The sequence below is a fragment of the Kocuria sp. KH4 genome, from assembly GCF_053711175.1.
This window is the reverse complement of record NZ_JBSJYX010000027.1, coordinates 24,252-48,926: the sequence shown is the minus strand read 5'-3', so window position 1 is coordinate 48,926 and position 24,675 is coordinate 24,252. Positions and strand designations below refer to the sequence as shown.

Below are 24,675 nucleotides of genomic sequence, written 5' to 3'. Positions count from 1 at the left end.
CGGGGTCCCGGGGGCGGCGGCCGAGGGGTCAGCCGGTGCGCGGCGGGGCGGGGCTCACCAGGTGGGCAGCGCCGGCAGGGGCGTCTCCGCCGTGACGCGCCCGGCCTGCCCGCGCGCCAGCCACGCCAGCAGGCCGGCGCGGTCGGAGCGCACGCGCGCGGCGCCGTCCCCGATCACCCACTCGTCGCCCTCCTCGGTGAGCAGGGTCGTCCCGGGGGCGTCCTTGGCGCGCATGGTGCGCACCGCCGCCTCGAGGGCGTCGAGCAGGGACTCCGGCTCGGCGCGCTCCAGGGTCCAGGCCGTGTCGAGGTCGTGGTGGTGGACGACGATCTCCGCGTTGCGCAGCGCCACGACGGCGAGGGCGGGGATCCGCTTGCCGTGCATGTGCACCTCGTCTACGGCCAGGTCCCCGCCCAGCCGCCGGCACTGCTCGGCGAAGTAGGTCGCGTTCTCGCGGGTCCGGCGCAGCAGCTCCTCGCGCGGCAGGGCGGCGAACTCGTCGATCTCCTGGTTGCGGGCCTCGGGCGAGGCGTAGGGGCGCTGCTCCCGGCCCGTGACCGCCCAGTCGACCAGCCGGACCAGGGCCCGCCCGTTGGAGGCGAGGTGGGCGACGACGTGGGCGCGGCTCCAGTCGCCGCACAGCGAGGGCGCGGCCAGCTCCTCCGCGGTGAGGGACTCGGCCGTGGCGAGGAACCGGTCGGTCTCGCGCCCGAGGCGGGACAGGTCGGCGTGCAGGCGCGTGGGATCGCTCATGGGCCCACCCTATCCAGCGCCGTGCGGGCCCGGCCAGCACCGGGGATCCGCGGCCCGGCCGTGGCCGGCGGCGGCGGGACGTGCTCGGCGGCAGGGCCGGGACGCGTCACAGGACCGGCAGCCGCGCGAACGCCCGCTCGGCGGCGCGGCGGCGGGTGGCCGAGAGCTCCTCGAAGGGCTCCAGCACCAGCCCCGGCGCGCTCGCCCGGCGGCTGCGCGCCCAGGTGCCCACCACGCGTCCGCCGGCCACCACCGTGGGCTTGAAGACCCCGTTGGCGCCGGGGACGATGCGCGCGGCGTGCCGACCCTCCAGCACGTGGGAGCGGTCCCCGTAGCCCAGGACGTACTCGTCGAACGGCGGCAGCAGGTGCACCCCGGCGGCCCGGCGGTCCGCCCGCAGCCCGGCCTCGAGGACCTCGGGGGCGCACCACAGCTCCCGGCCGCCGGTATCGCGCACCGCCACGACGTCGTCGAGCGCCGCCACCGCCGCGCGCACCGTGGCCCGCGGCAGCGCCGCCCAGCGGGCGGCGTCGGCGACCGTGGCCGGGCCGTGGCTGCGCAGGTAGCGGCGCACCCAGCGCACCACGACGGGCGGCACCCCGGGGGCGGCGGGGGCGGGGTCGGGCTCCTCCCCCGTTCCCGGGACCCAGTCCGCGACGGGCACCACGAGCTGGTCGCGGGTGCCCCCGGCCAGCGGCCCCATGCACAGGGTCGCGTCCAGGTGCAGGGCCAGCATGAGGTGGTAGGCCCGGCCCGGGGCGCCCAGCAGCCCGGCCTCCTCCCACGCGGCGTGCAGCCGCTCCCGGGGCTGGGGCCCGTGGCGCAGGGCCGCCAGGGCGGTCTCCCGGGCGGCGTCCAGGCGCTCGTCGACGCCGAGCTCCCGCCGCCGGGCCGCCGTCGCGGAGGCGGTGCGGGGCCCGAGCACGACCAGCCACGCCCGCAGCTCCTCGGCGGGCACGAGGTGCAGGGTGCCGCGCATGGGCCACGTGCGCACGATCCGGCCCTCGGCGAGGGCCTCGCGCACCCCGGCGGCCCCGCCGCCCCGGCGCAGCCCGACCGACACGAGGGCGCCGGGCAGGTCCTGGGCCTGGACGGCCCCGAGGGCGCGCACGACGTCCTCGGGGGCCGCGTCGGCGGGGCGCACGAGCCCGTGCGCGACCAGCCGGGCGAGGCCGATCTCCCGGTCGCCGAGGACGGGCGGGGACGTCATGCCAGGGCCCGGCCGCGCTGCTCGGGCAGGACGAACGCCGCCGCCGCGGCCACGAGGAACGCGGCCCCGAAGACCGCGAACACCACGACCAGGTCGTAGCGCTCCCCGCCCAGGCCCAGCAGGACCGGCACCGACAGCGGGGCGAGGACGGAGGCGACCCGGCCGAACGCGGCGGCGGCGCCGGTGCCCGTCGCGCGCAGCGCGGTGGGGTACAGCTCGGGGCCGATGGCGTACAGCGCGCCCCACGCGCCCAGGTTGAAGAAGGACAGGGCCATGCCGGAGCCGATCACCTGCCAGGGGAGCACGACGGCGCCGACCGAGACGACGCCGAACAGCACCGCGCTCACCGCGGAGCCCCCGAGGAAGACCGCCAGGGTGAGCCGCCGGCCCCAGACCTCGATCAGCCAGGCGGCCGCGGCGTAGCCGGGCAGCTGGGCGAGCGTGATGACCAGGACGTAGCCGAAGGACGTGGTCAGCGTGAACCCCTGCTGGAGCAGCAGCGTGGGCAGCCAGGTGAACGCCCCGTAGTAGGCGAAGTTGACGCAGAACCACACGGTCCACAGCGCGCCGGTGCGCCGCCGCAGCCCGGCCGACCAGAGACCCGCCGACCCGGCCGCCGGTGCGGCCGCGGCCTCGGCGGCCCGGGCCTGCTCCTCCGGCTCCGCCCGGGAGCGGCCCAGGGCCCGGGCGCGCTCGAACGCGCGCACGGCCGCCTCGGCCTCCTCCGTGCGGCCCCGGCTCTCCAGGAAGCGCACGGACTCGGGCAGCGCTCGGCGCACGACCACCGCGTAGGCGGCCGGCACCAGGCCGACGACCAGCGCCCAGCGCCATCCGTCCGGGGAGGTCGGCACCACGAAGTAGCCGACGAGGGCGGCCAGGATCCAGCCGACGGCCCAGAAGGACTCGAGGACGACCACCAGGCGGCCGCGGATCCGGCGGGGCGAGTACTCGGAGACGAGGGTGGAGGCCACGGGCAGCTCCGCGCCGAGCCCCAGACCGACCACGAAGCGCAGCACGACGAGCGCAACCAAGGAGCCCGCGAGGGCGGACGCGCCGGTGGCCAGGCCGTAGACGAGCAGGGTCAGCGCGAACACCTGGCGGCGGCCGAGCCGGTCGGCGAGCAGCCCGCCCAGACCGGCCCCCACCGCCATCCCGACGAAGCCGATCGAGGCGAGCAGGGACAGCTCCCCCGAGCTCAGGGCCCACTGCTGGGCCAGGGCGGCCATCACGAACGACACGAGGCCGACGTCCATGGCGTCCAGGGCCCAGCCGACGCCGGAGCCGACGAGCAGCTTCCGGTGCTCGGTGGTGTAGGGCAGCCGGTCCAGCCGCTGCGACCGCGTCAGCGCGGACGTGCTGCCGGCGGGCCGCGGGCTCTCGTGCATGCTCCGGTCCTTCCCCTGTGCGCGGTGCGGCGACCGAGGCGGTGCTGGGCCGCCGCGGTGCTGCGACCACTGTAGGCGGTCGGCGGCCCGGGCGGCGCCGGCCGGGCGGACGGCCCTCCGGCCCCGCCGGGCGGGGGCCGCGCCCCTAGACTGGGAGGGTCACCACCCACCGGCCCGGCGAGGGAGCCTCCTGTGACAACGGTCGCCGTGTACCTGGTCGTCGCCTTCGGCGCGGGCGCCCTCGCCGTCCTGCTCCGGCTGCCGCCCCTGGTGGGGTTCCTGGCCGCGGGCTTCGTGCTCAACGGCCTGGGCGTGGAGCGGCTGGAGGCCGTGGAGGAGCTCGCCGACCTCGGCGTGACGCTCATGCTGTTCGGCATCGGGCTCAAGCTGGACGCCCGGTTCTTGCTGCGCAAGGAGGTCTGGGGCACCGCCGGGATCCACATCGTGCTGAGCACGGCGCTGGGCGCCGGCTTCCTGGGGCTGTTCATGCTGGCCGGCCTCGCCCTGCCCGACGCGGACCTGCCCACGCTCGCCCTGGTGGGCTTCGCGCTGTCCTTCTCCAGCACCGTGCTGGTGTTCAAGGTGCTGGAGGAGCGCAGCGAGACCACGTCCCTCTACGGGCGCGTGGCGATCGGCATCCTGGTCATGCAGGACATCGCGGCGGTCGTGTTCATCACCGCCACGAACGAGCACCCGCCGAGCCCCTGGGCCTTCGGGCTGGTGCTACTGGTCCCCGCCGCCTGGGTGCTCCGCCGGGTCTGGGACCGGATCGGGCACGGGGAGATGCAGGCGCTGTTCGGGGTGGTCGTGGCCCTGGTGCCCGGCTACGCCGCCTTCTCGGCGGTCGGGATCAAGGGGGACCTGGGGGCGCTGCTGGTGGGCATGCTCCTGGCCTCGCACGCGAACGCGGGCGAGCTCTCCCGGACCCTGTTCACCCTCAAGGACCTGCTGCTGGTGGCGTTCTTCGTCTCGATCGGGTTCAACGGCATGCCGGACTCCACGACGGTGCTCCTGGGACTGCTGCTGCTGGTGCTCGTGCCGGTGCAGGCGATGCTGTTCGTGCTGCTGCTGTGGCTGTTCGGGCTGCGCCGGAGGACGTCGCTGCGCGGCGGGCTGGCCCTGGCCAACCACTCCGAGTTCGCCCTGATCGTGGGGGCCATCGGGGTGTCGGCCGGGATGCTCACGGAGCGCTGGCTCGTGGTCCTCTCGGTGGCGGTCGCGGCGAGCTTCGTGGTCTCCGCGCTGGTCAACCGGCGCGGCTCCCCCCTGATCGGCACCCTGGCCCGGCGGCTCCCGGAGCACCCGGAGCACCGGCTGCACCCGGAGGACCGGCCCATCGACATCGGTCACGCCGACGTGCTGGTGCTGGGCATGGGACGGGTGGGGCAGGCCGCGTACCAGGAGTTCTCCGGGGAGCACGGGTTCACCGTGGTGGGCATCGAGAACGCCACGGACCGGGTCGAGCGGCTGTGCGCCCTGGGCTTCGACGTCCAGGAGGCCGACGCGACCGACCAGGAGTTCTGGGAGCGGGTGATCGCGACCGGCCACGTGCGGATCGCGGTGCTGGCCATGCCCTTCCACGGCTCCAACCTCGTGGCGCTGCGCCAGCTCACGGAGTCCGGGTTCACGGGGGCCGTGGCCGCCGTGGCGCAGTACGACGACGAGGTGCAGGAGCTGCGCGGGCACGGGGTGCGCACCGTCTTCAACCTCTACAGCGGCGCCGGGATCGCCCTGGCCGCGGAGACCGTCGAGGCCCTCGGCCGCCGGGCCGACTGACGGCCGCAGGTGCGGCCGGCCGGGCGGTCCGGCGGGACACAAATGTTCCCGATCGCAACACGTTGTCTTCGACTCCCGAACCCAATGTGTCCCAGGTCACTCGTGTGGTACTTTCATCGCGTTCGCACAAATGTTCCTCGGCGGTAACCCCAGGGTTTCCCGGGCTGCGAGTGCGGAAGTCGAAACCATCGCATGGCCGGCGCGCCCGCCGGCCGACCGGGAAATCGGAGACAGCCCATGTCCACATCCCCCTCCACCCGACGCATCACCCTGGCGCTCGCCGCCACGGCCGCGGCCGTGACGCTCACCGCCTGCGGCGGCGACAGCGGCTCTGAGGACGCGACCGCGGCCGGCGGCGACGTCGACTGCTCCGCCTTCGAGCAGTACGGCGACCTCAGCGGCAAGAGCGTGAGCGTCTACACCTCGATCGTGGCGCCCGAGGACCAGTCCCACATCGACTCCTACGCCCCGTTCGAGGAGTGCACCGGCGCGGACATCGTCTACGAGGGCTCCCGCGAGTTCGAGGCGCAGCTGCTCGTGCGCCTGCAGTCCGGCAGCGCGCCCGACGTCGCGTTCGTCCCGCAGCCGGGCCTGATCCGGACCATCGCCGAGGACCACCCGGACGTCATCCAGCCGGTCGGCGAGGACGCCACGGCCAACGTCGACGAGTACTACGACCCCTCCTGGAAGGAGTACGGCACCGTCGACGGCACCTTCTACGGCACCCCCCTCGGGGCGAACGCCAAGTCCTTCGTCTGGTACTCGCCCGCCATGTTCGAGGAGGCCGGCTACGAGGTGCCCCGGACCTGGGACGAGCTCATGGAGCTCTCGGACACGATCGCCGGGACCGGCGCCAAGCCGTGGTGCGCGGGCATCGAGTCCGGCGACGCCACCGGCTGGCCGGCCACCGACTGGCTCGAGGACACCATGCTGCGCACCGCCGGGCCCGAGGTCTACGACCAGTGGGTCAACCACGAGATCCCCTTCGACGACCCGCAGGTCGTCGAGGCCCTCGACGCGGCCGGGGCGATCCTCACGGACGACAGGATGGTCAACGGCGGCCTGGGCGACGTGCGCTCCATCGCCACCACGGCCTTCGGCGACGCCGGCCTGCCGATCCTCGACGGGTCCTGCTGGATGCACCGCCAGGCGTCGTTCTACCAGGCCAACTGGCCCGAGGGCACCAACGTGGCCGAGGACGGCGACGTCTTCGCGTTCTACCTGCCCGGCGAGTCCGAGGACGAGAAGCCGATCCTGGGCGGCGGCGAGTTCACCGTCGCCTTCGCCGACCGGCCCGAGGTCCAGGCCTTCCAGGCCTACCTGACCAGCCCGGAGTGGTCCAACGCCAAGGCCCAGGCCACCGAGTTCGGCTGGATCTCCGCCAACTCCGGTCTGGACCCGGAGAACCTGAAGTCCCCGATCGACAAGCTGGCCTACGAGCAGCTGACCGACGAGAACGCGGTGTTCCGCTTCGACGGCTCGGACCTCATGCCCGCGGCGGTCGGCGCCGGGTCCTTCTGGAACGGCATGACCGACTGGATCTCCCTCGGCGAGGACAGCGAGACCGTCCTGGCCGACATCGAGAAGAGCTGGCCGTCCGAGTGACCGCCGGCCGTCCGTGACGCACCGGCGGGCGGGCCGGGTCCCCGCGACCCGGCCCGCCCGCCCCGTACCGACGGACGGACCCGCGGCGCCGACCACGGCCCCCGGAACCGAGCCCTGAGGAGCTCTTCGTGGACTTCCTGCTGAACGCCGACACGACGGCGGAGAAACTGCTCGTCATGTGCGTGGCGATCCTGCTGTTCGTCGGGGTCACGGCCGCCGTGCTGTGGCTCGTCGACCGGCCCACCCTGCCCCGCTGGGTGCCCCTGGTGGGCTTCCTCGGCCCCGCCGTGGCCCTGCTGGTGTTCGGGCTGCTGTACCCGGCCGCCCGCACCGTGCTCGGCTCCTTCCAGGCCCGGGACCGGCAGACCTGGGTGGGCCTGGACAACTACCGCACCATCCTGACCGAGGGCGGCTTCCAGGCCGTCCTGCTCAACACCGCCCTGTGGGTGCTGCTCGTGCCCACCGTGGCCACGGCCGTGGGGCTGGTGTACGCGGTGCTCGTGGACCGCACCCGCTTCGAGAAGCTCGCCAAGACGCTGATCTTCCTGCCCATGGCGATCTCGCTGGTGGGCGCGTCGATCATCTGGAAGTTCGTCTACGAGTTCAAGCCGGACCAGCCCGGCGTCCGCCAGACGGGTCTGCTCAACCAGCTGCTGGTGTGGCTGGGCGTGCCGCCGCAGCAGTTCCTACTGGACCCGCCCGTCAACACCTTCTTCCTGATCGCCGTGATGATCTGGATCCAGACCGGCTTCGCGATGACCGTGCTCTCGGCGGCCATCAAGGCCATCCCGGACGACATCATGGAGGCCGCGCGGCTGGACGGCGCCGGGGCCTGGCGCATGTTCGTCTCCGTCACCGTGCCCTCGATCCGCCCGGCGATCGTCGTGGTCGTCACCACGATCGCGATGGGCACCCTGAAGGTCTTCGACATCGTCCGCACCATGACCGGCGGCAACTTCGGCACCTCGATCGTGGCCAACGAGTTCTACACGCAGAGCTTCCCGCTCGGGCAGCCGGGCATCGGCGCGGCGCTGGCCGTGGCGCTGTTCGTGCTGGTCGTCCCGATCGTGCTCTACAACGTCCGGCAGATGAGACTCTCCCAGGAGCAGCGATGACCACCGCCGCCAACATCCCGCCCGCCTCGCCCGAGGACCTCGTCGAGGACGGCCGCCCGGAGCGCCGCGGCCCCGCCGGCACCACCGTGGTCACGGGGCGGCGCCGCGGCCTCGGGGAGCGGGCCGCCCGGGCGCGGAGGAGGCTCAGCTCGCCGTGGGCCTCCCTCGCCGCGGTCGTCATCGCGGTGCTGTGGACGACCCCCACGCTGGGGCTGCTGATCACCTCCTTCCGCCCGGAGCTGGACATCCGCCGCTCCGGCTGGTGGACGTTCTTCGCGGACCCGTCCGTGACCCTGGCCAACTACGAGGAGGTCATCACCGGGTCCGCGACCTCGAGCTTCGCCGCGTTCTTCGTCAACTCCGTGGTGATCACGGTGCCCGCGGTGGTCATCCCGATCACGCTGGCCCTGCTGGCGGCCTACGCGTTCGCGTGGATCGACTTCCGCGGCCGGTCCTGGCTGTTCGTGGCCGTGTTCGCCCTGCAGATCGTGCCGATCCAGATCACGCTGATCCCGCTGCTGACCCAGTACAACCGGTGGGGGCTGTCCGGGTCCTTCTGGGCGGTGTGGCTCTCGCACACGATCTTCGCCCTGCCGCTGGCGATCTTCCTGCTGCACAACTTCATGATGGACATCCCCCGCACCCTCATCGAGGCCGCCCGGATGGACGGCGCCGGGCACGTGACCATCTTCTTCCGGGTGCTGCTGCCGCTGCTGGTCCCGGCGATCGCGTCCTTCGCGATCTTCCAGTTCCTGTGGGTGTGGAACGACCTGCTCGTGGGCCTGACCTTCGGTTCCAACCTCAACGTGGCGCCCCTGACGGTGCGCCTCGGGGAGCTGGCCGGCACGCGCGGCTCGGAGTGGCACCTGCTCTCCGCCGGGGCCTTCGTGTCCATGGTCGTGCCGATGGTCGTGTTCCTGGCCCTGCAGCGCTACTTCGTCCGCGGGCTGCTGGCCGGTGGCGTGAAGGGCTGAGCGCCCGCCGGCCCCGGCGCGCGGAGGAGCCCCCGGAACCGCCGGTCCGGGGGCTCCTCCGTGCGCCCGGACCCGGGCGGGGCGGGGCTGGGCTCAGCCGCCCTTCTGCACGGCCTTGCACAGCTGGACCAGTCCGCTGATCGCGCGGTGCGGGGCGCCGGTGGGCCGGAGCGCCTCCTCCCGGGCGGCGACGGTGAACCGCACGAGCGCCCACGCGCGCAGCCGTTCGGCGTCGGCGCCGGCCGCGAGGGACAGGGCCTCGATCCGGTCCTCGAGCGCCGCAGCCAGGGCCCCGCCGTGGCCGGCGGCGCCGGTCCGGGGCCACAGGGCGGGGACCAGGGCGAACTCCACGGTGCCGAGCACCGGGTCCGCCCCGGTGGCCAGCCACGGGGCGCGCCGGGCGGCGCACACGGCCCCCGGGTGCAGGTCCTGGTGCACGAGGGCGGTGTCCAGCTCGTCGCGCAGCAGCCGGTCCAGGGCCGCGACCGCCTGCCGCCGGAAGCGCCGCGGGAACCGGGCGTCCAGCTCCGCGGCACCGGCCAGCTCCTCCCGCCAGGCCCGGGCCGCGGCGGACAGGGCCGGGAACGGGGGCCGGGGCGGGCGGGCCAGGGTGCGGGTCAGCTCGCCCAGCACCCGGCAGGCCTCCAGGTCCGGCAGCTCCCGCAGGTCGCGCTCGCCGGTGCGCTCGAGCAGCAGCGCCCGGTCCGCGGGCTCCGCCCGGAGCAGCCGCACGGCGCCGCGCCCGCCCCACAGCCGCAGCGCCAGGTGCTCGTGCTCGGCCCGGGCGCCCGCCGGGCCCAGCCGCAGCAGCGCCGGCTCCCCCGCGCGGGTGCGCACGGGCAGCGCCAGGGCGCCGTCGTCGTCGCGGGACCGCCCGTCCGGGACCAGCTGCCAGGCGGCCAGGTAGCGCTCCGCGAGCCCGGCCCGGAGCCGGGCCGCGCCGTCGTCGGTCATGGGTCCGTTCTCCTCGCGAGTCACCGGACCATCTTCGCCCACGCCGCCGCCCGCCCCTCCCCCGTTCGCTAGACTGCGAGCGCCCATCCCCCGGACGGAACGGAGCCCACCCGCCCGTGCACGAGCTGCTGTTCGCCTTCGGGCTGACCCTCTTCGCGGGGCTGGCCACCGGGGCGGGGGCCTTCCTGGCCCTGGTCACCCGGCGCACCGACGCCAAGTTCCTCGCGGTCAGCCTCGGCTTCTCCGCCGGGGTGATGATCTACGTGTCCCTGGTGGAGATCTTCGTCAAGGCGCGGGTGGCCCTCGTGGCGGAGCTCGGGGAGCGCGCCGGGGCGTGGGCCACGGCGGGCGGGTTCTTCGGGGGGATCGCGCTGATCGCCGTGATCGACCGGCTCGTGCCCAGCCGCGTCAACCCGCACGAGTACCCGCACGACGACGGCGCCCGGCAGCGCCGGCTCATGCGCATGGGCACCCTGACGGCGGTGGCGATCGCGATCCACAACTTCCCGGAGGGCTTCGCGACCTTCGTCGCGGCGATGCAGGAGCCGTCCGTGGCGATCCCGGTGGTCGTCGCCATCGCCCTGCACAACATCCCGGAGGGCATCTCGGTAGCCGTGCCCATCCACTCCGCCACGGGCGACCGGCGCAAGGCGTTCCGCTACTCGTTCCTCTCCGGCCTGGCCGAGCCCCTAGGCGGGGTCCTCGGCTACCTGATCCTGCTCCCGTTCATGGGCGACGCCGTCTTCGGCGTGGTGTTCGCCGCCGTGGCGGGGATCATGGTCTTCATCTCCCTGGACAAGCTGCTGCCCACGGCCCAGGAGTACGGCGAGCACCACCTGTCGGTCTACGGTCTCGTGGCCGGGATGGCGGTCATGGCCGTGAGCCTGCTCCTGTTCGTCTGAGCCCGCCCGGCGCCGGCAGGTTCGAGGACCGACGTGCTCGGGACCGGCGTGCTCAGGGCCGGGGCCGCCGGGCGGGGTCGTCGTCGCTCGGGAGACCGGAATCCGGCAGCACCCCGGCGGCGCGCCCCGCCTCGGCGAAGGCCGCGGCCAGGCCCGCCCGGGAGGCGTGGGCGTTGAGCCCGCTGGGGCTGGGCAGCACCCACAGCTGCGCCCCGGCCAGCTCCCGCTCCTGGCGCCCCAGCACGGCGCGGGGCTCCGCGAACGCGTGCCGGTAGGCGGTGACCCCGGCGACCGCGACGACGGCGGGGCGCCGCTCGGCGACGAGCCCGGCCAGCCGCTCCCGCCCGGCCACGAACTCGGCGGGGTCCAGCTCGTCCGCCCGGGCGGTGGCCCGGCGCACGAGGTTGGTGATGCCGAGGCCACGGCCCACGACGTGCTCGCGGTCGGCCTCGCTCATCCCGGCGGAGCAGTCCACGAGGTGGCCGGTGAGGCCGGCGTCGTACAGGGCCGGCCAGAACCGGTTGCCCGGGCGGGCGAAGTGCGCCTGGGTGGCCGCTGCCCACAGGCTGGGGTTGATGCCGCAGACCAGCAGCCGCAGCCCGGGGCCGAGCAGGTCCGGCAGGGTCGTGTCCCGCGCGGCCTCCAGGTCCGCCCGGCTCGGCCGGGTTCCCCGCGGTGTCCGTGCTGGTGCCATCCCGCCATGCTAGGCCGTCCCGCTACCGTGGGGACCATGCCGCCACCGGACGAGATCACCGTGCCCACCGAGACCGGCCCCGGACGCCTCCTGGTGTCCGCGGCGTCGTGGCCTGCCGGCGCCCCCTGGTCCGTGCTGTGGCTCGGACACGGCGCGGGCGGCGGGGCGGACTCCCCCGACCTCGCCGCGCTCGCCGCCGAGCTGCCCCGGCACGGCGTCACCGTGGTGCGGCACGAGCAGCCCTGGGTGGTGGCCGGCAAGCGGATCGCGCCCCGCCCGGCCGCCCTGGACGCCGCCTGGCTGGCCGCCGCCGCGACGGTCGCCGAGCTCGCCGGCGCCGCGCCCCTCGTCGTCGGCGGCCGCAGCGCCGGAGCCCGCGTCGCCTGCCGCACGGCCGGGGCCGTGGGCGCCGCGGCCGTCGTGGGCCTGGCCTTCCCGCTCCACCCGCCGAAGCGGCCGGAGCGGTCCCGGGTCGAGGAGCTGCTGACGCCGCGGGTGCCGGTGCTGGTGGCGCAGGGCACGCGGGACGCGTTCGGCTCCGCGGCCGAGCTGCGGGCCGCCGTGCACGGGGCGCCGGCGGTCGAGGTGCTCACGGTCGAGGGCGCCGACCACGGCCTCAGGACGGCCCGGTCGGCGGCCCTCGGGCAGGAGGCGACGCTCGAGCGGGTGGCCGCCGAGGTGCTGCGCTTCCTGCGCGCGGCCGCCGCGCCGGACTGAGCCGGGCCGGGGGTTCAGCAGCGCCCCGCCGCGGGCTACGGTGGGACCACGAGCGACTCCGCGAGCGTCCGCACCAGCAGGGAGAGAACCGTCATGGCACGCACCCCCGATTCCCCCGACGCACCGCGTCCCGGCCTGCCTCCGGAGGACCGGCGGCCGGGCGAGCCGACGACGCCGGCTCCGCCCCCGGTGCGCACCGACCCCGCCCTCGACGAGCACCAGAAGCGGGGCGTCTCGGGTGCCATGTGGACGGCCCTGCTGCTCGGTCTGCTCATCCTGGTCCTGCTGCTGGTCTTCATCCTGCAGAACAACGTCCCGACGCAGTTCCGCTTCCTGGGCTGGGAGTTCGGCCTGCCCCTCGGCATCGCGATGCTCTTCGCGGCCGTGGCCGGGGCCCTGGTCATGGGTCTCGTCGGCTCCGTCCGGCTTTTCCGGCTGAGCCACCGGGTGCGCAAGCTGGAGAAGGAGCGCGCGGACATCAAGCGCGCCCTGCGCTGAGCCCCGGCCCGTCGGACGGGGCGCCGCGCCGGACGCGCCACGGCGCCCGGTCCGGCCCGGCGGGCGCAGGAGCGCGTAGCCTGACAGCACCCCGACGAAGGACGGACACCATGACCTGCCCCGCTCCCCCCGACGACGCGGCCGGCGCCCCCGACCCGGCCGCCCCCGCGACCGTGGTCGACCTCGCGGCCGGCGCCGCCCACATCACCCCCGTGGTGGTGGACGGCGAGGCCCGCTACGCCGTGGACCTGCCCGACCGGCTCCTGGACGAGGACGACGTGACGAGTCTGGCGGTGGCCCTGCAGGTGGCCCAGGCCGGGCCCGCCGTGCTGGTGGACGTCGAGGAGTACCGGGAGCTGGAGCAGGACCTCCCGGACGCCGGCGACCCCCGGCCCTAGCGCGCCGGAGGGCGTCCCCGCCCACGTCCGGAGCCGGGCACCCCGCCGGCGCACCGCCTGCGGCACGTGCACCGGCACGCGGTGCACTACGCGCCGCTCGACGCGGATCCCGGCGCCGCATGCAGACGGTCGCGACCCGGTGGGAATTCGTGCACCGGGGCCGCGTCGCGGCCCCGGCCTCGAGCGCCACGGGCGCGCCCCGCCGTCGGCGCCGCGCGCCCGAACGGGCACCGCTGGTCCGGAAAACGCACTGGTGGGAGCGGATGCTGGCGGGGCGCGCCGCCGGGCCCCGACCATGGAGGGGCGGCCGGGGCCGGCCGCAGCACCGTCGCGCACGGTCGTGACCACGGGTTCGGGGGCGGAGCCGGGGCGCGGGGACGAGCCAGGGGGAGGCAACGATGGACGACGTCGGACAGGCGGGAGCACGCCCGGACGCCGCGGATCCGGGGACCCGGTGGGTCGCGGAGGCCACGGTCCGCACGGACGGCCGGGTCAACGCCGGCACGGTCGAGGCGCTCGCGCGGGCCGGAGCGGTGGCCCGGTGCGCGGCCCGCTGCAGCGGGGCGCAGGGGCTCTCGGTGCGGATGGACGTCGTGGCGGAGAGCTGCGCCGGGGCCTACGGCGCGGCGCTGGCCCTGCTGGCCACCGTCATCCTGCCGCTGCTCGACGGCGCCGACCTGACCGACCTGCGGATCGTGCCGGGCGGCGAGCACCCCGGGGACCGGCACGGGCGGACGGAGCCGGCCGCCGCCTGAGCCTCAGCCGCCCCGGGAGACCCGGAGCCCCAGCCAGGCCGCGAGGTCCTCGAGCTGCTCGTCCACGGCCTCGGCCGTGGACGGGGAGAAGGGGACGTCCTCGTGCACCGCGGCGACGGCGAGCGTGCCGCTGCCGCGGTCGGCCGTGGCGTCGACCTTCCCGATCAGCCGGTCCCCGTGCAGGACGGGCAGCGCGAAGTAGCCCCACCGCCGTGCGGCGCGCGGCTTGTACATCTCCAGGGTGTACTCGAAGCCGAAGAGGTCCCGGATCCGGGTCCGGTCGTGCACCAGCCGGTCGAACGGCGACAGGAGCGCCGTGCGTCCCGCGAACGGCCGGCCCAGCGCCTCCGGGTCCACCCGCCACGTGCCCGGGACGCCCTCGACGACGGCCTCGACCCCGACCTCCCCGAGGGCCAGCGGCTCCGCGGGCGTGCCGGGCGCGCCGGCCCGCACGATGCCGAGGGAGCGCAGCCGCCGGGCGGTGCGCCCCCGGTGGGCCTCCTCCGGGGACAGCACCGGGGTGCCGGCGGGGTAGACGCGCTCCGCGAGGTCCCACAGCCGCTGCCGGCCCCGGCGCCCGGCCACGGCCACCTCACCGCGCAGCATGAGGAGCTCCAGCATCTGGGTGACGTTGCGGCTGTCGGTCCAGCCCGTGGACCGCCACGGCACCGCGCTGGTGTCCGGGATCTCGCGGGAGGGCAGCGGCCCCGCCCGGCCCAGCAGCTCCAGCACGTCGCGGCGAAACCGGTCGTTCGCGCGCAGCCACTCCCGCGGCGCCTCGCGGGTTGGCCAGGCCGCCATGGCCGGCAGGTGCAGCGCCAGGTCCTCCATCGGGCGCACCATGGCGTTGTGCTCGAAGAGCGTGCGGTCCCGCTCCAGGGCCTGCTGCAGCTGCGCCGGCCGGTAGCCGCGGCCCAGCCGGCTCCACAGGACGAGGTCGGCGCTGGGCGCCACGGCCGCGACCGGGTCGATCTGCAGGAGCGTGAGTCCGCGGACCACGGTGAGCAGGTCGTCCGGCCGCGGGGCGTCCAGCAGCTGCGCGCGCACGGCGATGCGCCGGGCCTCGGCGGGGTCGAGGCGGAGGACGGTCATGCCCCGAGGATAGCCAGGCCCCCGGACGCCCCGGCCCGGGACGGCACGAAGGCCCCGGACCGATGCGGTCCGGGGCCTTCCTGTGGTTGCGGGGGCAAGATTTGAACTTGCGACCTCTGGGTTATGAGCCCAGCGAGCTACCGAACTGCTCCACCCCGCGGCGACTCGTCGAGTGTACGCGCTTCCGGGCGGACATGCACATCGGGGACGCAGCGCCGCCGCCGCCGTCCGGACGGGAGGGACGGCGGCGGCCGCGTCGGGGGTGCGGCACAATCGGAGGGTGGACGATCTGCACGTGCCCGCGGGCCCCGGCGCGCCCCGCGGCCTCCGGGTGCCGGCGGGAGAGCTGCTCGAGCAGTTCTCCCACGCCTCCGGGCCCGGCGGCCAGGGCGTCAACACCGCGGACTCCCGGGTGCAGCTCTCCCTGGACCTGGCCACGACGACCGCGCTGAGCGACGCCCAGCGCGCCCTCGTCCTCGACCGGCTCGCCGGCCGGCTGTCCGGCACCGTGCTGACCGTCAGCGCCGCGGAGCACCGCTCGCAGCGGCGCAACCGGGCCGCGGCGAGGCAGCGCCTGGCCGGGATCCTCCGCGAGGCCCTGGTCCCGGCCCTCGTGCGGCGGCCGACCCGCCCCACGCCCGGCTCCCGGCGGCGGCGGCTCGAGGGCAAGCGCCGGCGCTCCGAGACCAAGCAGAACCGACGGCGCCCCGGCCCGGACTGAGCCGGGCGCCGTCGCGGACCGGCCCGTCGTCAGACGTTGAAGCGGAACTCCACCACGTCGCCGTCGCGCATGACGTAGTCCTTGCCCTCGATGCGCACCTTGCCGGCGGCCTTGGCCTCGGCCATGGACCCGGCGGCGTCGAGGTCCTCGAAGGAGACGATCTCGGCCTTGATGAAGCCGCGCTCGAAGTCGGTGTGGATCACCCCGGCGGCCTGGGGGGCGGTGGCGCCCACGGGGATCGTCCAGGCGCGGGACTCCTTCGGCCCGGCGGTGAGGTAGGTCTGCAGCCCGAGGGTGGAGAACCCGGTGCGGGCGAGCTTGTCGAGCCCGGCCTCGTCCTGCCCGGACATCTCCAGCATCTCCTTCGCCTCCTCCTCGTCGAGCTCCACGAGCTCGGCCTCGAGCTTGGCGTCGAGGAACACGGCGTCGGCGGGGGCCACGAGGTCGCGCAGCTGCTGCTGCTTCGCCGCGTCGCCGAGCACCCCGTCGTCGGCGTTGAAGACGTAGATGAACGGCTTGGCGGTGAGCAGGCTCAGGTCGCGCAGCTGGTCCAGCTCCAGCTTCTCTCCCTCGGCCGCCCCGAAGAGGGTGTCCCCGCGCTCGAGGACCGTCTGCGCCTGCTGCATCGCGGCGAGCTTGGCCGGGTCGGCCTTCTTGATCTTGACCTGCTTCTCCAGGCGCGGGATCGCGTTCTCGAGGGTCTGCAGGTCGGCGAGGATCAGCTCGGTGTTGATGGTCTCCATGTCGGAGGCGGGGTCGACCTCGCCGTCGACGTGGATGACGTCCGGGTCGTCGAAGGCGCGGACCACCTGGGCGATGGCGTGGGCCTCGCGGATGTTGGCGAGGAACTGGTTGCCCAGCCCCTCCCCCTCGGACGCGCCCTTGACGATGCCGGCGATGTCCACGAAGGACACGGTGGCGGGCAGGATCCGCTCGGAGCCGTGGATCTCCGCGAGCCGGTCCAGGCGGGGGTCCGGCAGGTTGACCACGCCGATGTTCGGCTCGATCGTGGCGAACGGGTAGTTCGCCGCCAGGACGGTGTTGCGGGTCAGCGCGTTGAACAGGGTGGACTTGCCGACGTTGGGCAGTCCGACGATTCCGATAGTAAGAGCCACGGGAGACCATCCTACCGGGGCGCCCCGCACGGTGCGCGCGGGGGCCGTCCGCCAGGAATCGCCCGGCGCCCGGTCCGTGCTCCGGCGCGGGGCATGGGCCAGAGTAGGGGCATGCACACCACCACCGGGACCGCGCCGACCGACGACGGCGCCGTGCCCGCGATCGAGGTCGTCGGCGCCCGCAAGCACTTCGGGCACGGGAGCCGCCGGGTGCAGGCCGTCGACGGCGTGGACCTGCGGATCGGGCGCGGCGAGGTCGTCGCGCTGCTGGGCCCCAATGGGGCCGGGAAGACCACGCTGCTGGACATGGTCCTCGGCTTCACCGATCCCGACGACGGCACCGTGCGCACCCTGGGCGCCGCGCCCCGCCGCAGCGTCCGGGCCGGGCGGATCGGCGCCGTCCTGCAGACGGGCGGGCTGCTGGACGACCTCTCCGTGCGCGAGACCGTCGCGATGGTCGCCACCCTGCACCGGCAGCACCTGCCCGTGGACGAGGCGCTGGCCCGGGCCGGCGCCGCGGACTTCGCGGGCCGGAAAGTCTCCAAGTGCTCCGGGGGCCAGCAGCAGCGCCTGCGCTTCGCCCTGGCCCTGCTGCCGGAGCCGGAGCTGCTGCTGCTCGACGAGCCGACGGCCGGGATGGACGTCAACGCCCGGCGGGAGTTCTGGACCGCGATGCACCAGGAGGCCGACCGCGGCCGGACGGTGGTCTTCGCCACCCACTACCTCGACGAGGCGGAGGAGTTCGCGGCGCGGACGGTGGTGATGAAGGGCGGGCGGATCGTCGCCGACGCCCCCACCGCGGAGGTCCAGTCCCTCGCCGGGACCCGGGTGGTCAGCTTCCGCTGGTCGGGGTCCGGACCCGTCGACGTGCCCGGCGCCACGCCGCTGCCGCCCGTGGGGGCGCGCCGGCGCCTGACCGGCCCGGACACGGACGCCATCGCCCGCCGGCTGCTGGCGGACCCCGCGGCGAGCGACCTCGAGATCAGCCACGCGGGCCTCGAGGAGGCCTTCCTGGGCCTCGTCGCCGACTGACCGCCCGCCCCGCACCCCGGCCCCGCCCGCCCTCCGGAAGGTCCCCGCCATGAGCCTCGCCTACGCCGCCCACGACCTGCGCCGCACCGTGCGGATGGTCCCCACCTCGTTCTTCGCCGTGGTCCTGCCCCCGGTGCTGTACCTCATGTTCACGGCGCTGCAGGACTTCGCGGACCTGCCCGTGGGGCACGGCAACGCCGGCGGGTACAACATGATCTCCATGGCGGTGTACGGGGCGGTCACCGCCACGACCTCGATCGCCGGCTCGGCCGCCGTGGAGCAGGCCCGCGGCTGGGGACGCCAGATCGGGCTGACGCCCGCGCCGCGGCACGGCTACGTGCTGGCCAAGGTGGCCGTGGCCCTGTCCGTGGCCGTGCTGCCGGTGCTCGCCGTGTACGCCGTGGGGGCCGTGACCGGCGCCGAGCTGGGCGGCTGGCGCTGGCCGGCCACGGGGGCGATCGTGGTGGCGGGCTCGTCCGTGTTCGCCCTGTACGGCCTGGCCGCCGGGCTGCTGTTCCGCTCCGAGTCCGCGGTCAGCGCCGCGTCGGGGCTGCTGGTGGTGCTCAGCTTCTTCGGCAACCTCTTCGTCCCGCTCACCGGGGTCATGCTCGACATCGCCCGGTTCACCCCGCTCTACGGCCTGGCCGGGCTCGCCCGGTATCCGCTGGTGGAGGGGGACGTCGTGGCCACGAGCGGGCCGCCCGTGGAGTCCGACCCCCTGTGGGCGCTGGCGCTCAACACGGGGGTCTGGGCGGTGGTCTTCGCCGTGGTCGTGCTGCTGGCCGTGCGCCGCACCACGATCCGCCGCTGACCGCCGGGCGGGCGGCGGCCCACGGCGGTCCTACCGTGCGGTGTCCGGGTGGCGTGCCACACTGCTGGGCATGACCGTCAGCCTCGCCGTCGCCCTCATCGTCCTCGCCCTGCTCGGGGGCGCCCTGCTCGGCGCCGCGGCCGCCCGGGCCCGCACCGCCCGGGAGGTCCGGACCGCGGAGGAGGAGCGGGCCGGGCTGCAGGCCGAGCTCGCCGCCGTGCAGGACCGGCTCGTGGACCTGGCCTCCGAGCGCGCCGCGGCCGTCGAGGCCCGGGCCCAGCTCGAGGACCGGCTGCGCGACGCCGACGCCCGCTCCGTGCAGGACAACAACGTGCTGCGGGCCCTGGCCCCGGTGGCCCACCAGCTGCGCTCGGTCGAGGAGCACGTGGCCGCGCTGGAGCGGGACCGCGCCGAGCAGTACGGCGGGATCACCCAGGCGCTGGCGCACACCCGGGAGGTCGGGGACCACCTGCGCACCGCCACCACCTCGCTGTCCTCCGCGCTGCGCTCGGGCTCCGCGCGCGGCACCTGGGGCGAGGTGCAGCTGCGCCGCGTGGTCGAGGCCGCGGGCATGACCGCCCACGTCGACTTCCGCGAGCAGGTCGCCTCCACCGGCACCACCGCCGACGGCGAGCGCAGCGCGATCCGCCCCGACATGGTCGTGCACCTGCCCGGCGGCCGGGACATCGTGCTGGACGCCAAGGCGCCCATGACCGCCTACCTGCGCGCCCAGGACGCCGGGGACGACGACGCCCGCCGCGCCCAGCTGGCCGCCCACGCCAAGGCCGTGCGCGGGCACGTGGACGCGCTGTCGGCGAAGAAGTACTGGGAGGCGCGGGACGCCTCCCCCGAGCTGGTGCTGTGCTTCCTGCCCGCCGAGTCGGCGCTGTCGGCGGCCCTGGACACGGACCCGACCCTGCTCGACCACGCGGCGGGCCGCAACGTGGCCCTCGTCTCCCCGGTCTCGCTGCTGGCCTCGCTCAAGGCCGTGGCGTTCACGTGGCGCCAGCACGGGCTCGCGGAGAACGCCAAGGAGCTCTTCGACCTCTCCCGCCAGCTCTACGAGCGGCTGGGCACGGTGGGCAAGCACCTCGACGACATGGGCCGGTCGCTGCAGAAGTCGGTCGAGACGTACAACCGGCTGGCCGGGTCCGTGGAGACCCGGGTCTTCCCCACGGCGCGGCGGATCAACGACCTCGACCCCACCCTCGCACCGGACGACCGGCTCAGCACGCGGCCCCTCGTGGTGGCCCCGCGCCCGCTCACCGCCCCGGAGTTCACCGAGGCGCAGTCCGCCGGGGCCCGTTCCACAGAGTCCCGGTCCGCCGAGGCGCTGCCCGGCCGGGCCGAGGTCGTTGCGTCCGAGGTCGCCGCGGCGGAGTTCCCCCGGGCGGAGCACGGCGGGGAGCGGGCGGCCGGCTGAGCCCCGGCGCCCGTCGCGCGGGGACGGGGCCCGGCGCGGGGACAGGGGTCAGCGCGTGGGGCGGGCCCCGCGGCCGCCGAGGCGGTGGGAGGTGTCCCCGGCCGCGGTGAGCCGGGCGCGCAGCTCCTTGGGCAGGGAGAACAGGACGTCCTCCTCGGCGGTGACGACCTGCTCCACCTCGCCGTAGCCGTACTCCGCCAGCAGCCGCAGCACGTCCTGCACGAGCACCTCGGGCACCGAGGCGCCGCTGGTCACCCCGACCGTGGCGACGCCCTCGAACCAGGCCTCGTCCACCTGGTGGGCGAAGTCCACGCGCTCGGCCCGGCGGGCGCCGTACTCCAGGGCGACCTCCTTGAGCCGCACGGAGTTCGAGGAGTTCGCGGAGCCCACCACGATCACGAGGTCGGCGTCCGGGGCGATCTTCTTGATCGCGGTCTGCCGGTTGGACGTCGCGTAGCAGATGTCGTCGCTCGGCGGGTCCTGCAGGGACGGGAAGCGCTCGCGCAGCCGCTGGACGGTCTCCAGGGTCTCGTCGACGCTGAGGGTGGTCTGGGACAGCCACACGACCTTCTCGGGGTCGCGGACCACCACCTGGTCGACCTCGTCGGGGCTGTTCACCACCTGGATGTGCTCGGGGGCCTCGCCGGAGGTGCCCTCCACCTCCTCGTGGCCGTCGTGGCCGATGAGCAGGATGTCGTAGTCGCTCCTCGCGAAGCGCACGGCCTCGCGGTGCACCTTGGTGACCAGCGGGCAGGTGGCGTCGATGGTGCGCAGCCGGCGGTCCTCGGCCGAGCGGACGACCGCCGGGGAGACCCCGTGCGCCGAGAAGATCAGCAGGGAGCCCTCGGGGACCTGGTCGGTCTCGTCGACGAACACGGCGCCCTGCTCCTCGAGGGTGCCGACCACGAACTTGTTGTGCACGATCTCCTTGCGCACGTACACCGGGGCGCCGTAGTGCTCGAGCGCCTTCTCCACGGCGATCACCGCGCGGTCCACCCCGGCGCAGTACCCGCGGGGGGACGCGAGCAGGACCTTCTTGGGGCCGTCGACGGGGGCGGCGGCGGCCACGTCCGCGGGCGAGCGCCGCTGACGGGGGACGGTGGGCATGGAGAGCGCAACGGGGGTCGGCATGGCCTCCATGCTACGCGGTGGGCCGGACACCGCGCCGTGATCCGCCCGACAGCGCGATCGCCCCCACGAGGCCCACCACGCCCGTGATCCCGGCGGCCCAGGCCGCCGTGGCCATCTGCTCGCCGAGGGAGCCGGTGAGCAGGACCAGCGTCCGGTCGGCGGCCAGCCGGACCACCGGGTCCGGGCCCAGCATGCTCGAGGCCCGCTGCACGCCCTCGCCCACGAGCAGCCACACCGCGCCGAGCCCGGCCAGCGAGCCCAGTCCCAGCACGGCCAGGGTGGCGAGGCGGTGCCGGGTCACCAGCAGCGCGAGCACCGCCAGCGCCGCGGCGGCCCAGGTCAGCGGTCCGGCCAGGTCCGTGAGCCGGGTCCCCGCCGCGATCAGGCGCCCGGTGTTCGAGCCCGGCACGGTGATGGTGCTCTCCCGCCCCGCGAGGCCGACGTCCACGCCCGCGGCCCGCTGCACGGCCGCGTCCACCTCCTGCAGGACCGGGCCGATGTCGAGCACGAGGTGCTGCGGCGGGGCGTCCGCCGCACCGTCGGCGGGGACGTTGGCCTCGTGGGTGCGGGCCAGCGCCTCCGTCCACGCGCGCTGGTAGGCGGGGTCGGCGGTGAGCCCGGCCGCGACGTCCGCGGCGCGGCGGACGGCGTTCTCCAGCATCCGGTCGAGGAAGCCGACGCCGGTGGCCCGCTCCCCCACGATCCGCTCGGCCGCGCGGTCCACCGCGGTGCGGGCGAGCTCCTCCTGGAACGGCTCGTCCTCCGCCAGGGTGCCCACCACCCGGGTGAAGCCGTCCTTCGACACGAGGGTGTCCCCGGCCCAGTGCAGCGGCACGAGCACCGCCACGAGCGCGGCGGCGGCCAGGCCCAGGACCGTGCCGAGGCCGGTGCGCAGGACGGTGGCGGAGCGTCGTCGGGGACGGTGTCCGGAGAGGGGGGGCGCGGAGGTCGTCACGGCACCACTGTACGGGCGGGACCCGCGCGCGGCTGTCCTCGCCGGGTGGTAAGCATGGGACATGACCTATCTCGAGCCGCAGGAGGACGTGCCGCCGGGCGGCGGACGCGAGCTGCCCGCGCGGGCGGACCGGACGACCCCGGAGAACCCCTGGCCGCTGCGGATGCTCTCGGAGAACCTGCACGCCTACATCGCCCGCTGCGCCCCCACGTGGGTCGAGGGCCAGATCATCGAGCTCAACAAGCGCGCGCGCGTCACCTACGTGACCCTGCGCGACGTCGAGGCGGAGATCTCCGTGCCCGTGACCCTCTTCGCCAACGAGACCGCGCACCTGGACCGCCCGCTCGAGAAGGGCATGCGGGTGGTCGCCCAGCTCAAGCCCGACTTCTGGGCCAAGACCGGCCGGCTGTCCATGCTCGGCCGCGGGATCCGGCCGGTCGGGCTCGGCGACCTCCTCGAGCGCCTGGAGCGGCTGCGCCGGGCCCTGGCCGAGGAGGGCCTGTTCGACGCCGGGCGCAAGAAGCCGCTGCCCCTGCTGCCCCGCCGGGTGGGACTGGTCACGGGGCGCAACTCGGACGCCGAGAAGGACGTGATCCGCAACGCCTCGCTGCGCTGGCCGGCGGTGCACTTCGAGGTCCGCGAGGTCGCCGTGCAGGGCTCCGGCGCGGTGCGGGCGGTGACCCAGGCCCTGCGCGAGCTCGACGCGATGGCCGAGGTGGACGTCATCGTGATCGCCCGCGGCGGCGGGTCCTTCGAGGACCTGCTGGCCTTCAGCGACGAGGCGCTGATCCGCGCCGTGGCCGCTGCGCGGACACCGGTGGTCAGCGCCATCGGGCACGAGAACGACCAGCCGCTGCTGGACTGGGTGGCCGACCTGCGGGCCTCCACCCCCACGGACGCCGGCAAGCGGATCGTCCCGGACGTCGTGGAGGAGCGGGCCGGGGTGGCGCGGGCCCGGGCGTCCCTGGACCGGGCCGTGCGCACCTTCCTGGACCGGGAGGCCGCGGGCCTGGCCGGGATGCGCTCCCGCCCGGCCCTCGCCCAGCCGGAGGACGTGATCCTGCTGCGGGAGGAGGACGTGGACCGGTGGCGCACCCGGGCGCTGTCCGCCGTGGACTCCCGGGCGCTGCGGGAGCGGGACGCCGTGCGCCACCTGCGCGCCCGCGTGCGCGCCCTGTCCCCGCAGGAGACGCTGCAGCGCGGCTACTCCGTGGTCCTGGACGCCTCCGGGGCGGTCGTCACCGACGCCGGGGCCGTGCGCGCCGGGGAGCTGCTGGGGGTGCGCCTGGCCGCCGGGGAGCTGGGCGTGCGGACCGAGACGGTCTCCGCCCGCCGCCCGGGCGAGCACCCCGGCGGCGCCTGAGCCCCGGCGCACACCCCGGCACGCGGCGGGAGCCGGAGAGTGGGAGAATGGGCGCAGCCGCGGGCCGGACGAGGTCCGCCCGCACCCCACGCACCGTTCCCGCCGCAGAGAGGCCCCACCATGGCGAGCACCGACCGTCCCGCAGCAGCGCCCGATCTGTCCGACATCGCGGACCTGGGCTACGAGCAGGCCCGCGAGGAGCTCGTGCAGGTGGTCTCCCGGCTCGAGGCCGGGGGGACCTCGCTCGAGGAGTCCCTGGCCCTGTGGGAGCGCGGGGAGGCCCTGGCCACGCGCTGCGAGCAGTGGCTGGACGGCGCCCGCGAGCGCCTCGACGCCGCCCGGGCCCGCCGCGCGGACGCCGAGGGCGACGACGACGCCCGCGGCTGACCGGTCCCCGCGCACCGGCGGGGCCGCGGCCCGGGCCGCTCAGAGCTCGGCGAGCCTGCGCCGCATCTCCGCGACGTCGTACTGGGGCTCCGGCCAGTCCAGGTGCAGTCCCGCCAGGGCGGAGATCAGCAGGTCCTGGACCACGGCGCGGGCGTACCACTTGCGGTCGGTGGGCACCACGTACCAGGGCGCGTGGTCGGCGTCGGTGGCGTCGATCGCCCGCTCGTACGCGGCCATGTAGGTCTCCCACCGGCTGCGGGCGGTGAGGTCCGAGGGGTCGAACTTCCACTGCTTCGTCCGGTCGCCCAGTCGCGCCATGAGGTTGCGGCGCTGCTCGTCCCGGCCCAGGTGCAGGAAGACCTTGACGAGGACGGTGCCGTCGTCGGCCAGCTCCTGCTCGAAGTTGCGGATCTCCTGGTAGCGCCGCTCCAGCTGCCGGTCCTCGAGCACGTCGTGGACCACGGGCACGAGGACGTCCTCGTAGTGGGAGCGGTCGAAGGCGCCGATCACCCCCGGGCGCGGCAGGTGCCGGCGGATGCGCTCGAGGAAGTGCTGGGACGCCTCCTCGGCGGTGGGCCGGCCGAAGCCGTGGGTGTGCACGCCGTGCGGGCTCAGCCCCCCGAGCACGTGCTGGATGACCCCGCCCTTGCCGGAGGTGTCCATGCCCTGGAGCACCAGCAGCACCCGGTGCCGGGCGCCGGCGGTGGCCTCGGCGTAGATGAGCCGCTGCAGCTCGGACAGCTCGTCCTCGCGGGCGGCGCGCAGGGCGGTGCCCAGCTTCTTGGACCCGGAGAACCCGGGCGTGGACCCGGTGTCCACGTCGGCGAGGGCCAGTCCCGGCCGGGCGCGCAGCAGCGGCCGCACGTCCTGCTCGAAGCCGGTGCCGGGCTTGCGGTCGACAGCGCTCAT

Annotated in this window: 25 protein-coding genes and 1 tRNA gene; 15 read left to right on the top strand and 11 right to left on the bottom strand. The window is 75.4% G+C overall.

All coding sequences use genetic code 11. From position 1 onward, the window contains the following. Window positions 1–54 precede the first annotated feature (54 nt). The 3 genes from ACWCOM_RS16365 to ACWCOM_RS16355 all read right to left on the bottom strand — a co-directional run bounded on the left by ACWCOM_RS16365 (window position 55) and on the right by ACWCOM_RS16355 (window position 3,348). Window positions 55–753 (bottom strand): maleylpyruvate isomerase family mycothiol-dependent enzyme, encoded by a 699-nt coding sequence (locus ACWCOM_RS16365; protein WP_454549801.1) that lies wholly within the window; start codon window positions 751–753, stop codon window positions 55–57. A 106-nt stretch (window positions 754–859) separates the two neighbouring features. Continuing rightward, entirely contained in the window at window positions 860–1,963 is a 1,104-nt protein-coding gene (locus ACWCOM_RS16360) for a winged helix DNA-binding domain-containing protein (protein WP_454549800.1), read from the bottom strand. Continuing rightward, on the bottom strand, window positions 1,960–3,348 hold the full coding sequence (locus ACWCOM_RS16355; protein ID WP_454549799.1) for an MFS transporter: 1,389 nt from the start codon (window positions 3,346–3,348) through the stop codon (window positions 1,960–1,962). The genes ACWCOM_RS16360 and ACWCOM_RS16355 overlap by 4 nt, the downstream gene beginning before the upstream one ends. A 192-nt stretch (window positions 3,349–3,540) precedes the next feature. Between ACWCOM_RS16355 and ACWCOM_RS16350 the strand changes: the two genes are divergently transcribed. From ACWCOM_RS16350 to ACWCOM_RS16335, 4 genes are all read left to right on the top strand, one after another. After that, window positions 3,541–5,124: a cation:proton antiporter domain-containing protein gene (locus ACWCOM_RS16350; protein ID WP_454549798.1), complete on the top strand. Its 1,584-nt coding sequence runs from the start codon at window positions 3,541–3,543 to the stop codon at window positions 5,122–5,124. A 237-nt stretch (window positions 5,125–5,361) separates the two neighbouring features. Then, on the top strand, window positions 5,362–6,729 hold the full coding sequence (locus ACWCOM_RS16345; protein WP_454549797.1) for an ABC transporter substrate-binding protein: 1,368 nt from the start codon (window positions 5,362–5,364) through the stop codon (window positions 6,727–6,729). 128 nt (window positions 6,730–6,857) lie between these two features. Continuing rightward, window positions 6,858–7,844, top strand: a complete 987-nt coding sequence (locus tag ACWCOM_RS16340; protein WP_454549796.1) for a carbohydrate ABC transporter permease — start codon at window positions 6,858–6,860, stop codon at window positions 7,842–7,844. Next, complete coding sequence (locus tag ACWCOM_RS16335; RefSeq protein WP_454549795.1) at window positions 7,841–8,818, top strand: carbohydrate ABC transporter permease; 978 nt, start codon at window positions 7,841–7,843, stop codon at window positions 8,816–8,818. The genes ACWCOM_RS16340 and ACWCOM_RS16335 overlap by 4 nt, the downstream gene beginning before the upstream one ends. A gap of 93 nt (window positions 8,819–8,911) precedes the next feature. On the opposite strand, the gene ACWCOM_RS16330 is transcribed toward ACWCOM_RS16335, so the two are convergent. After that, window positions 8,912–9,772 carry an aminoglycoside phosphotransferase family protein gene (locus tag ACWCOM_RS16330; RefSeq protein ID WP_454549794.1) on the bottom strand — a complete coding sequence of 287 codons (861 nt, stop codon included), beginning with the start codon at window positions 9,770–9,772 and terminating at the stop codon, window positions 8,912–8,914. A gap of 116 nt (window positions 9,773–9,888) precedes the next feature. On the opposite strand from ACWCOM_RS16330, the gene zupT reads away from it, so the two are divergent. After that, window positions 9,889–10,674: a zinc transporter ZupT gene (gene zupT / locus ACWCOM_RS16325; protein ID WP_454549793.1), complete on the top strand. Its 786-nt coding sequence runs from the start codon at window positions 9,889–9,891 to the stop codon at window positions 10,672–10,674. A 52-nt stretch (window positions 10,675–10,726) separates the two neighbouring features. Here zupT and ACWCOM_RS16320 read toward each other — a convergent pair whose 3' ends face one another. Continuing rightward, on the bottom strand, window positions 10,727–11,368 hold the full coding sequence (locus tag ACWCOM_RS16320; RefSeq protein WP_454549792.1) for a mismatch-specific DNA-glycosylase: 642 nt from the start codon (window positions 11,366–11,368) through the stop codon (window positions 10,727–10,729). 36 nt (window positions 11,369–11,404) lie between these two features. Between ACWCOM_RS16320 and ACWCOM_RS16315 the strand changes: the two genes are divergently transcribed. From ACWCOM_RS16315 to ACWCOM_RS16300, 4 genes are all read left to right on the top strand, one after another. Further along, entirely contained in the window at window positions 11,405–12,085 is a 681-nt protein-coding gene (locus ACWCOM_RS16315; protein WP_454549791.1) for an alpha/beta hydrolase family protein, read from the top strand. Between the two features lie 93 nt (window positions 12,086–12,178). Then, the gene (locus tag ACWCOM_RS16310; protein ID WP_454549790.1) at window positions 12,179–12,583 is read left to right on the top strand and encodes a LapA family protein; all 405 of its coding nucleotides are present in this window, start codon (window positions 12,179–12,181) and stop codon (window positions 12,581–12,583) included. Between the two features lie 110 nt (window positions 12,584–12,693). Beyond that, window positions 12,694–12,981 carry a hypothetical protein gene (locus tag ACWCOM_RS16305; protein WP_454549789.1) on the top strand — a complete coding sequence of 96 codons (288 nt, stop codon included), beginning with the start codon at window positions 12,694–12,696 and terminating at the stop codon, window positions 12,979–12,981. 398 nt (window positions 12,982–13,379) lie between these two features. After that, on the top strand, window positions 13,380–13,736 hold the full coding sequence (locus tag ACWCOM_RS16300; RefSeq protein WP_454549788.1) for a hypothetical protein: 357 nt from the start codon (window positions 13,380–13,382) through the stop codon (window positions 13,734–13,736). 3 nt (window positions 13,737–13,739) lie between these two features. Here the strand turns inward: ACWCOM_RS16300 and ACWCOM_RS16295 are convergent, their stop codons facing one another. Both ACWCOM_RS16295 and ACWCOM_RS16290 read right to left on the bottom strand, forming a co-directional pair. Further along, complete coding sequence (locus ACWCOM_RS16295; RefSeq protein WP_454549787.1) at window positions 13,740–14,828, bottom strand: DNA glycosylase AlkZ-like family protein; 1,089 nt, start codon at window positions 14,826–14,828, stop codon at window positions 13,740–13,742. Between the two features lie 83 nt (window positions 14,829–14,911). Then, a tRNA-Met gene (locus tag ACWCOM_RS16290) sits at window positions 14,912–14,988 on the bottom strand. A 120-nt stretch (window positions 14,989–15,108) separates the two neighbouring features. On the opposite strand from ACWCOM_RS16290, the gene arfB reads away from it, so the two are divergent. Then, complete coding sequence (gene arfB, locus ACWCOM_RS16285) at window positions 15,109–15,549, top strand: alternative ribosome rescue aminoacyl-tRNA hydrolase ArfB (protein WP_454549786.1); 441 nt, start codon at window positions 15,109–15,111, stop codon at window positions 15,547–15,549. A gap of 29 nt (window positions 15,550–15,578) precedes the next feature. Here arfB and ychF read toward each other — a convergent pair whose 3' ends face one another. After that, window positions 15,579–16,664, bottom strand: a complete 1,086-nt coding sequence (gene ychF / locus ACWCOM_RS16280; RefSeq protein ID WP_454549785.1) for a redox-regulated ATPase YchF — start codon at window positions 16,662–16,664, stop codon at window positions 15,579–15,581. A gap of 111 nt (window positions 16,665–16,775) precedes the next feature. On the opposite strand from ychF, the gene ACWCOM_RS16275 reads away from it, so the two are divergent. From ACWCOM_RS16275 to ACWCOM_RS16265, 3 genes are all read left to right on the top strand, one after another. Continuing rightward, window positions 16,776–17,696: an ABC transporter ATP-binding protein gene (locus tag ACWCOM_RS16275; RefSeq protein ID WP_454549784.1), complete on the top strand. Its 921-nt coding sequence runs from the start codon at window positions 16,776–16,778 to the stop codon at window positions 17,694–17,696. Window positions 17,697–17,745: 49 nt separating this feature from the next. Next, window positions 17,746–18,507: an ABC transporter permease gene (locus tag ACWCOM_RS16270; RefSeq protein WP_454549783.1), complete on the top strand. Its 762-nt coding sequence runs from the start codon at window positions 17,746–17,748 to the stop codon at window positions 18,505–18,507. A gap of 70 nt (window positions 18,508–18,577) precedes the next feature. Continuing rightward, the gene (locus tag ACWCOM_RS16265) at window positions 18,578–19,930 is read left to right on the top strand and encodes a DNA recombination protein RmuC (protein WP_454549782.1); all 1,353 of its coding nucleotides are present in this window, start codon (window positions 18,578–18,580) and stop codon (window positions 19,928–19,930) included. Window positions 19,931–19,978: 48 nt separating this feature from the next. On the opposite strand, the gene ACWCOM_RS16260 is transcribed toward ACWCOM_RS16265, so the two are convergent. Together ACWCOM_RS16260 and ACWCOM_RS16255 are read right to left on the bottom strand one after the other, a co-directional pair. Continuing rightward, entirely contained in the window at window positions 19,979–21,061 is a 1,083-nt protein-coding gene (locus tag ACWCOM_RS16260) for a 4-hydroxy-3-methylbut-2-enyl diphosphate reductase (RefSeq protein WP_454549781.1), read from the bottom strand. 10 nt (window positions 21,062–21,071) lie between these two features. After that, window positions 21,072–22,016: a hypothetical protein gene (locus tag ACWCOM_RS16255; RefSeq protein WP_454549780.1), complete on the bottom strand. Its 945-nt coding sequence runs from the start codon at window positions 22,014–22,016 to the stop codon at window positions 21,072–21,074. Between the two features lie 61 nt (window positions 22,017–22,077). Here ACWCOM_RS16255 and xseA point away from each other — a divergent pair, with 61 nt between their 5' ends. After that, complete coding sequence (gene xseA, locus ACWCOM_RS16250; protein ID WP_454549779.1) at window positions 22,078–23,379, top strand: exodeoxyribonuclease VII large subunit; 1,302 nt, start codon at window positions 22,078–22,080, stop codon at window positions 23,377–23,379. A 120-nt stretch (window positions 23,380–23,499) separates the two neighbouring features. Beyond that, a complete protein-coding gene (locus ACWCOM_RS16245) occupies window positions 23,500–23,766 on the top strand; it encodes an exodeoxyribonuclease VII small subunit (protein ID WP_454549778.1) in 267 nt (88 codons plus the stop codon). A gap of 39 nt (window positions 23,767–23,805) precedes the next feature. On the opposite strand, the gene ACWCOM_RS16240 is transcribed toward ACWCOM_RS16245, so the two are convergent. Further along, window positions 23,806–24,675: a PPK2 family polyphosphate kinase gene (locus tag ACWCOM_RS16240; RefSeq protein ID WP_454549777.1), complete on the bottom strand. Its 870-nt coding sequence runs from the start codon at window positions 24,673–24,675 to the stop codon at window positions 23,806–23,808.

Excerpts from the sequence above, each read along its gene's own strand:
- ACWCOM_RS16365 (WP_454549801.1), bottom strand. The coding sequence starts at position 753 with ATGAGCGATCCCACGCGCCTGCACGCCGACCTGTCCCGCCTCGGGCGC.
- ACWCOM_RS16360 (WP_454549800.1), bottom strand. The coding sequence starts at position 1,963 with ATGACGTCCCCGCCCGTCCTCGGCGACCGGGAGATCGGCCTCGCCCGG.
- ACWCOM_RS16355 (WP_454549799.1), bottom strand. The coding sequence starts at position 3,348 with ATGCACGAGAGCCCGCGGCCCGCCGGCAGCACGTCCGCGCTGACGCGG.
- ACWCOM_RS16345 (WP_454549797.1), top strand. The coding sequence starts at position 5,362 with ATGTCCACATCCCCCTCCACCCGACGCATCACCCTGGCGCTCGCCGCC.
- ACWCOM_RS16335 (WP_454549795.1), top strand. The coding sequence starts at position 7,841 with ATGACCACCGCCGCCAACATCCCGCCCGCCTCGCCCGAGGACCTCGTC.
- ACWCOM_RS16330 (WP_454549794.1), bottom strand. The coding sequence starts at position 9,772 with ATGACCGACGACGGCGCGGCCCGGCTCCGGGCCGGGCTCGCGGAGCGC.
- ACWCOM_RS16320 (WP_454549792.1), bottom strand. The coding sequence starts at position 11,368 with ATGGCACCAGCACGGACACCGCGGGGAACCCGGCCGAGCCGGGCGGAC.
- ACWCOM_RS16315 (WP_454549791.1), top strand. The coding sequence starts at position 11,405 with ATGCCGCCACCGGACGAGATCACCGTGCCCACCGAGACCGGCCCCGGA.
- ACWCOM_RS16310 (WP_454549790.1), top strand. The coding sequence starts at position 12,179 with ATGGCACGCACCCCCGATTCCCCCGACGCACCGCGTCCCGGCCTGCCT.
- ACWCOM_RS16305 (WP_454549789.1), top strand. The coding sequence starts at position 12,694 with ATGACCTGCCCCGCTCCCCCCGACGACGCGGCCGGCGCCCCCGACCCG.
- ACWCOM_RS16300 (WP_454549788.1), top strand. The coding sequence starts at position 13,380 with ATGGACGACGTCGGACAGGCGGGAGCACGCCCGGACGCCGCGGATCCG.
- ACWCOM_RS16295 (WP_454549787.1), bottom strand. The coding sequence starts at position 14,828 with ATGACCGTCCTCCGCCTCGACCCCGCCGAGGCCCGGCGCATCGCCGTG.
- ACWCOM_RS16275 (WP_454549784.1), top strand. The coding sequence starts at position 16,776 with ATGCACACCACCACCGGGACCGCGCCGACCGACGACGGCGCCGTGCCC.
- ACWCOM_RS16270 (WP_454549783.1), top strand. The coding sequence starts at position 17,746 with ATGAGCCTCGCCTACGCCGCCCACGACCTGCGCCGCACCGTGCGGATG.
- ACWCOM_RS16265 (WP_454549782.1), top strand. The coding sequence starts at position 18,578 with ATGACCGTCAGCCTCGCCGTCGCCCTCATCGTCCTCGCCCTGCTCGGG.
- ACWCOM_RS16260 (WP_454549781.1), bottom strand. The coding sequence starts at position 21,061 with ATGCCGACCCCCGTTGCGCTCTCCATGCCCACCGTCCCCCGTCAGCGG.
- xseA (WP_454549779.1), top strand. The coding sequence starts at position 22,078 with ATGACCTATCTCGAGCCGCAGGAGGACGTGCCGCCGGGCGGCGGACGC.
- ACWCOM_RS16245 (WP_454549778.1), top strand. The coding sequence starts at position 23,500 with ATGGCGAGCACCGACCGTCCCGCAGCAGCGCCCGATCTGTCCGACATC.
- ACWCOM_RS16240 (WP_454549777.1), bottom strand. The coding sequence starts at position 24,675 with ATGAGCGCTGTCGACCGCAAGCCCGGCACCGGCTTCGAGCAGGACGTG.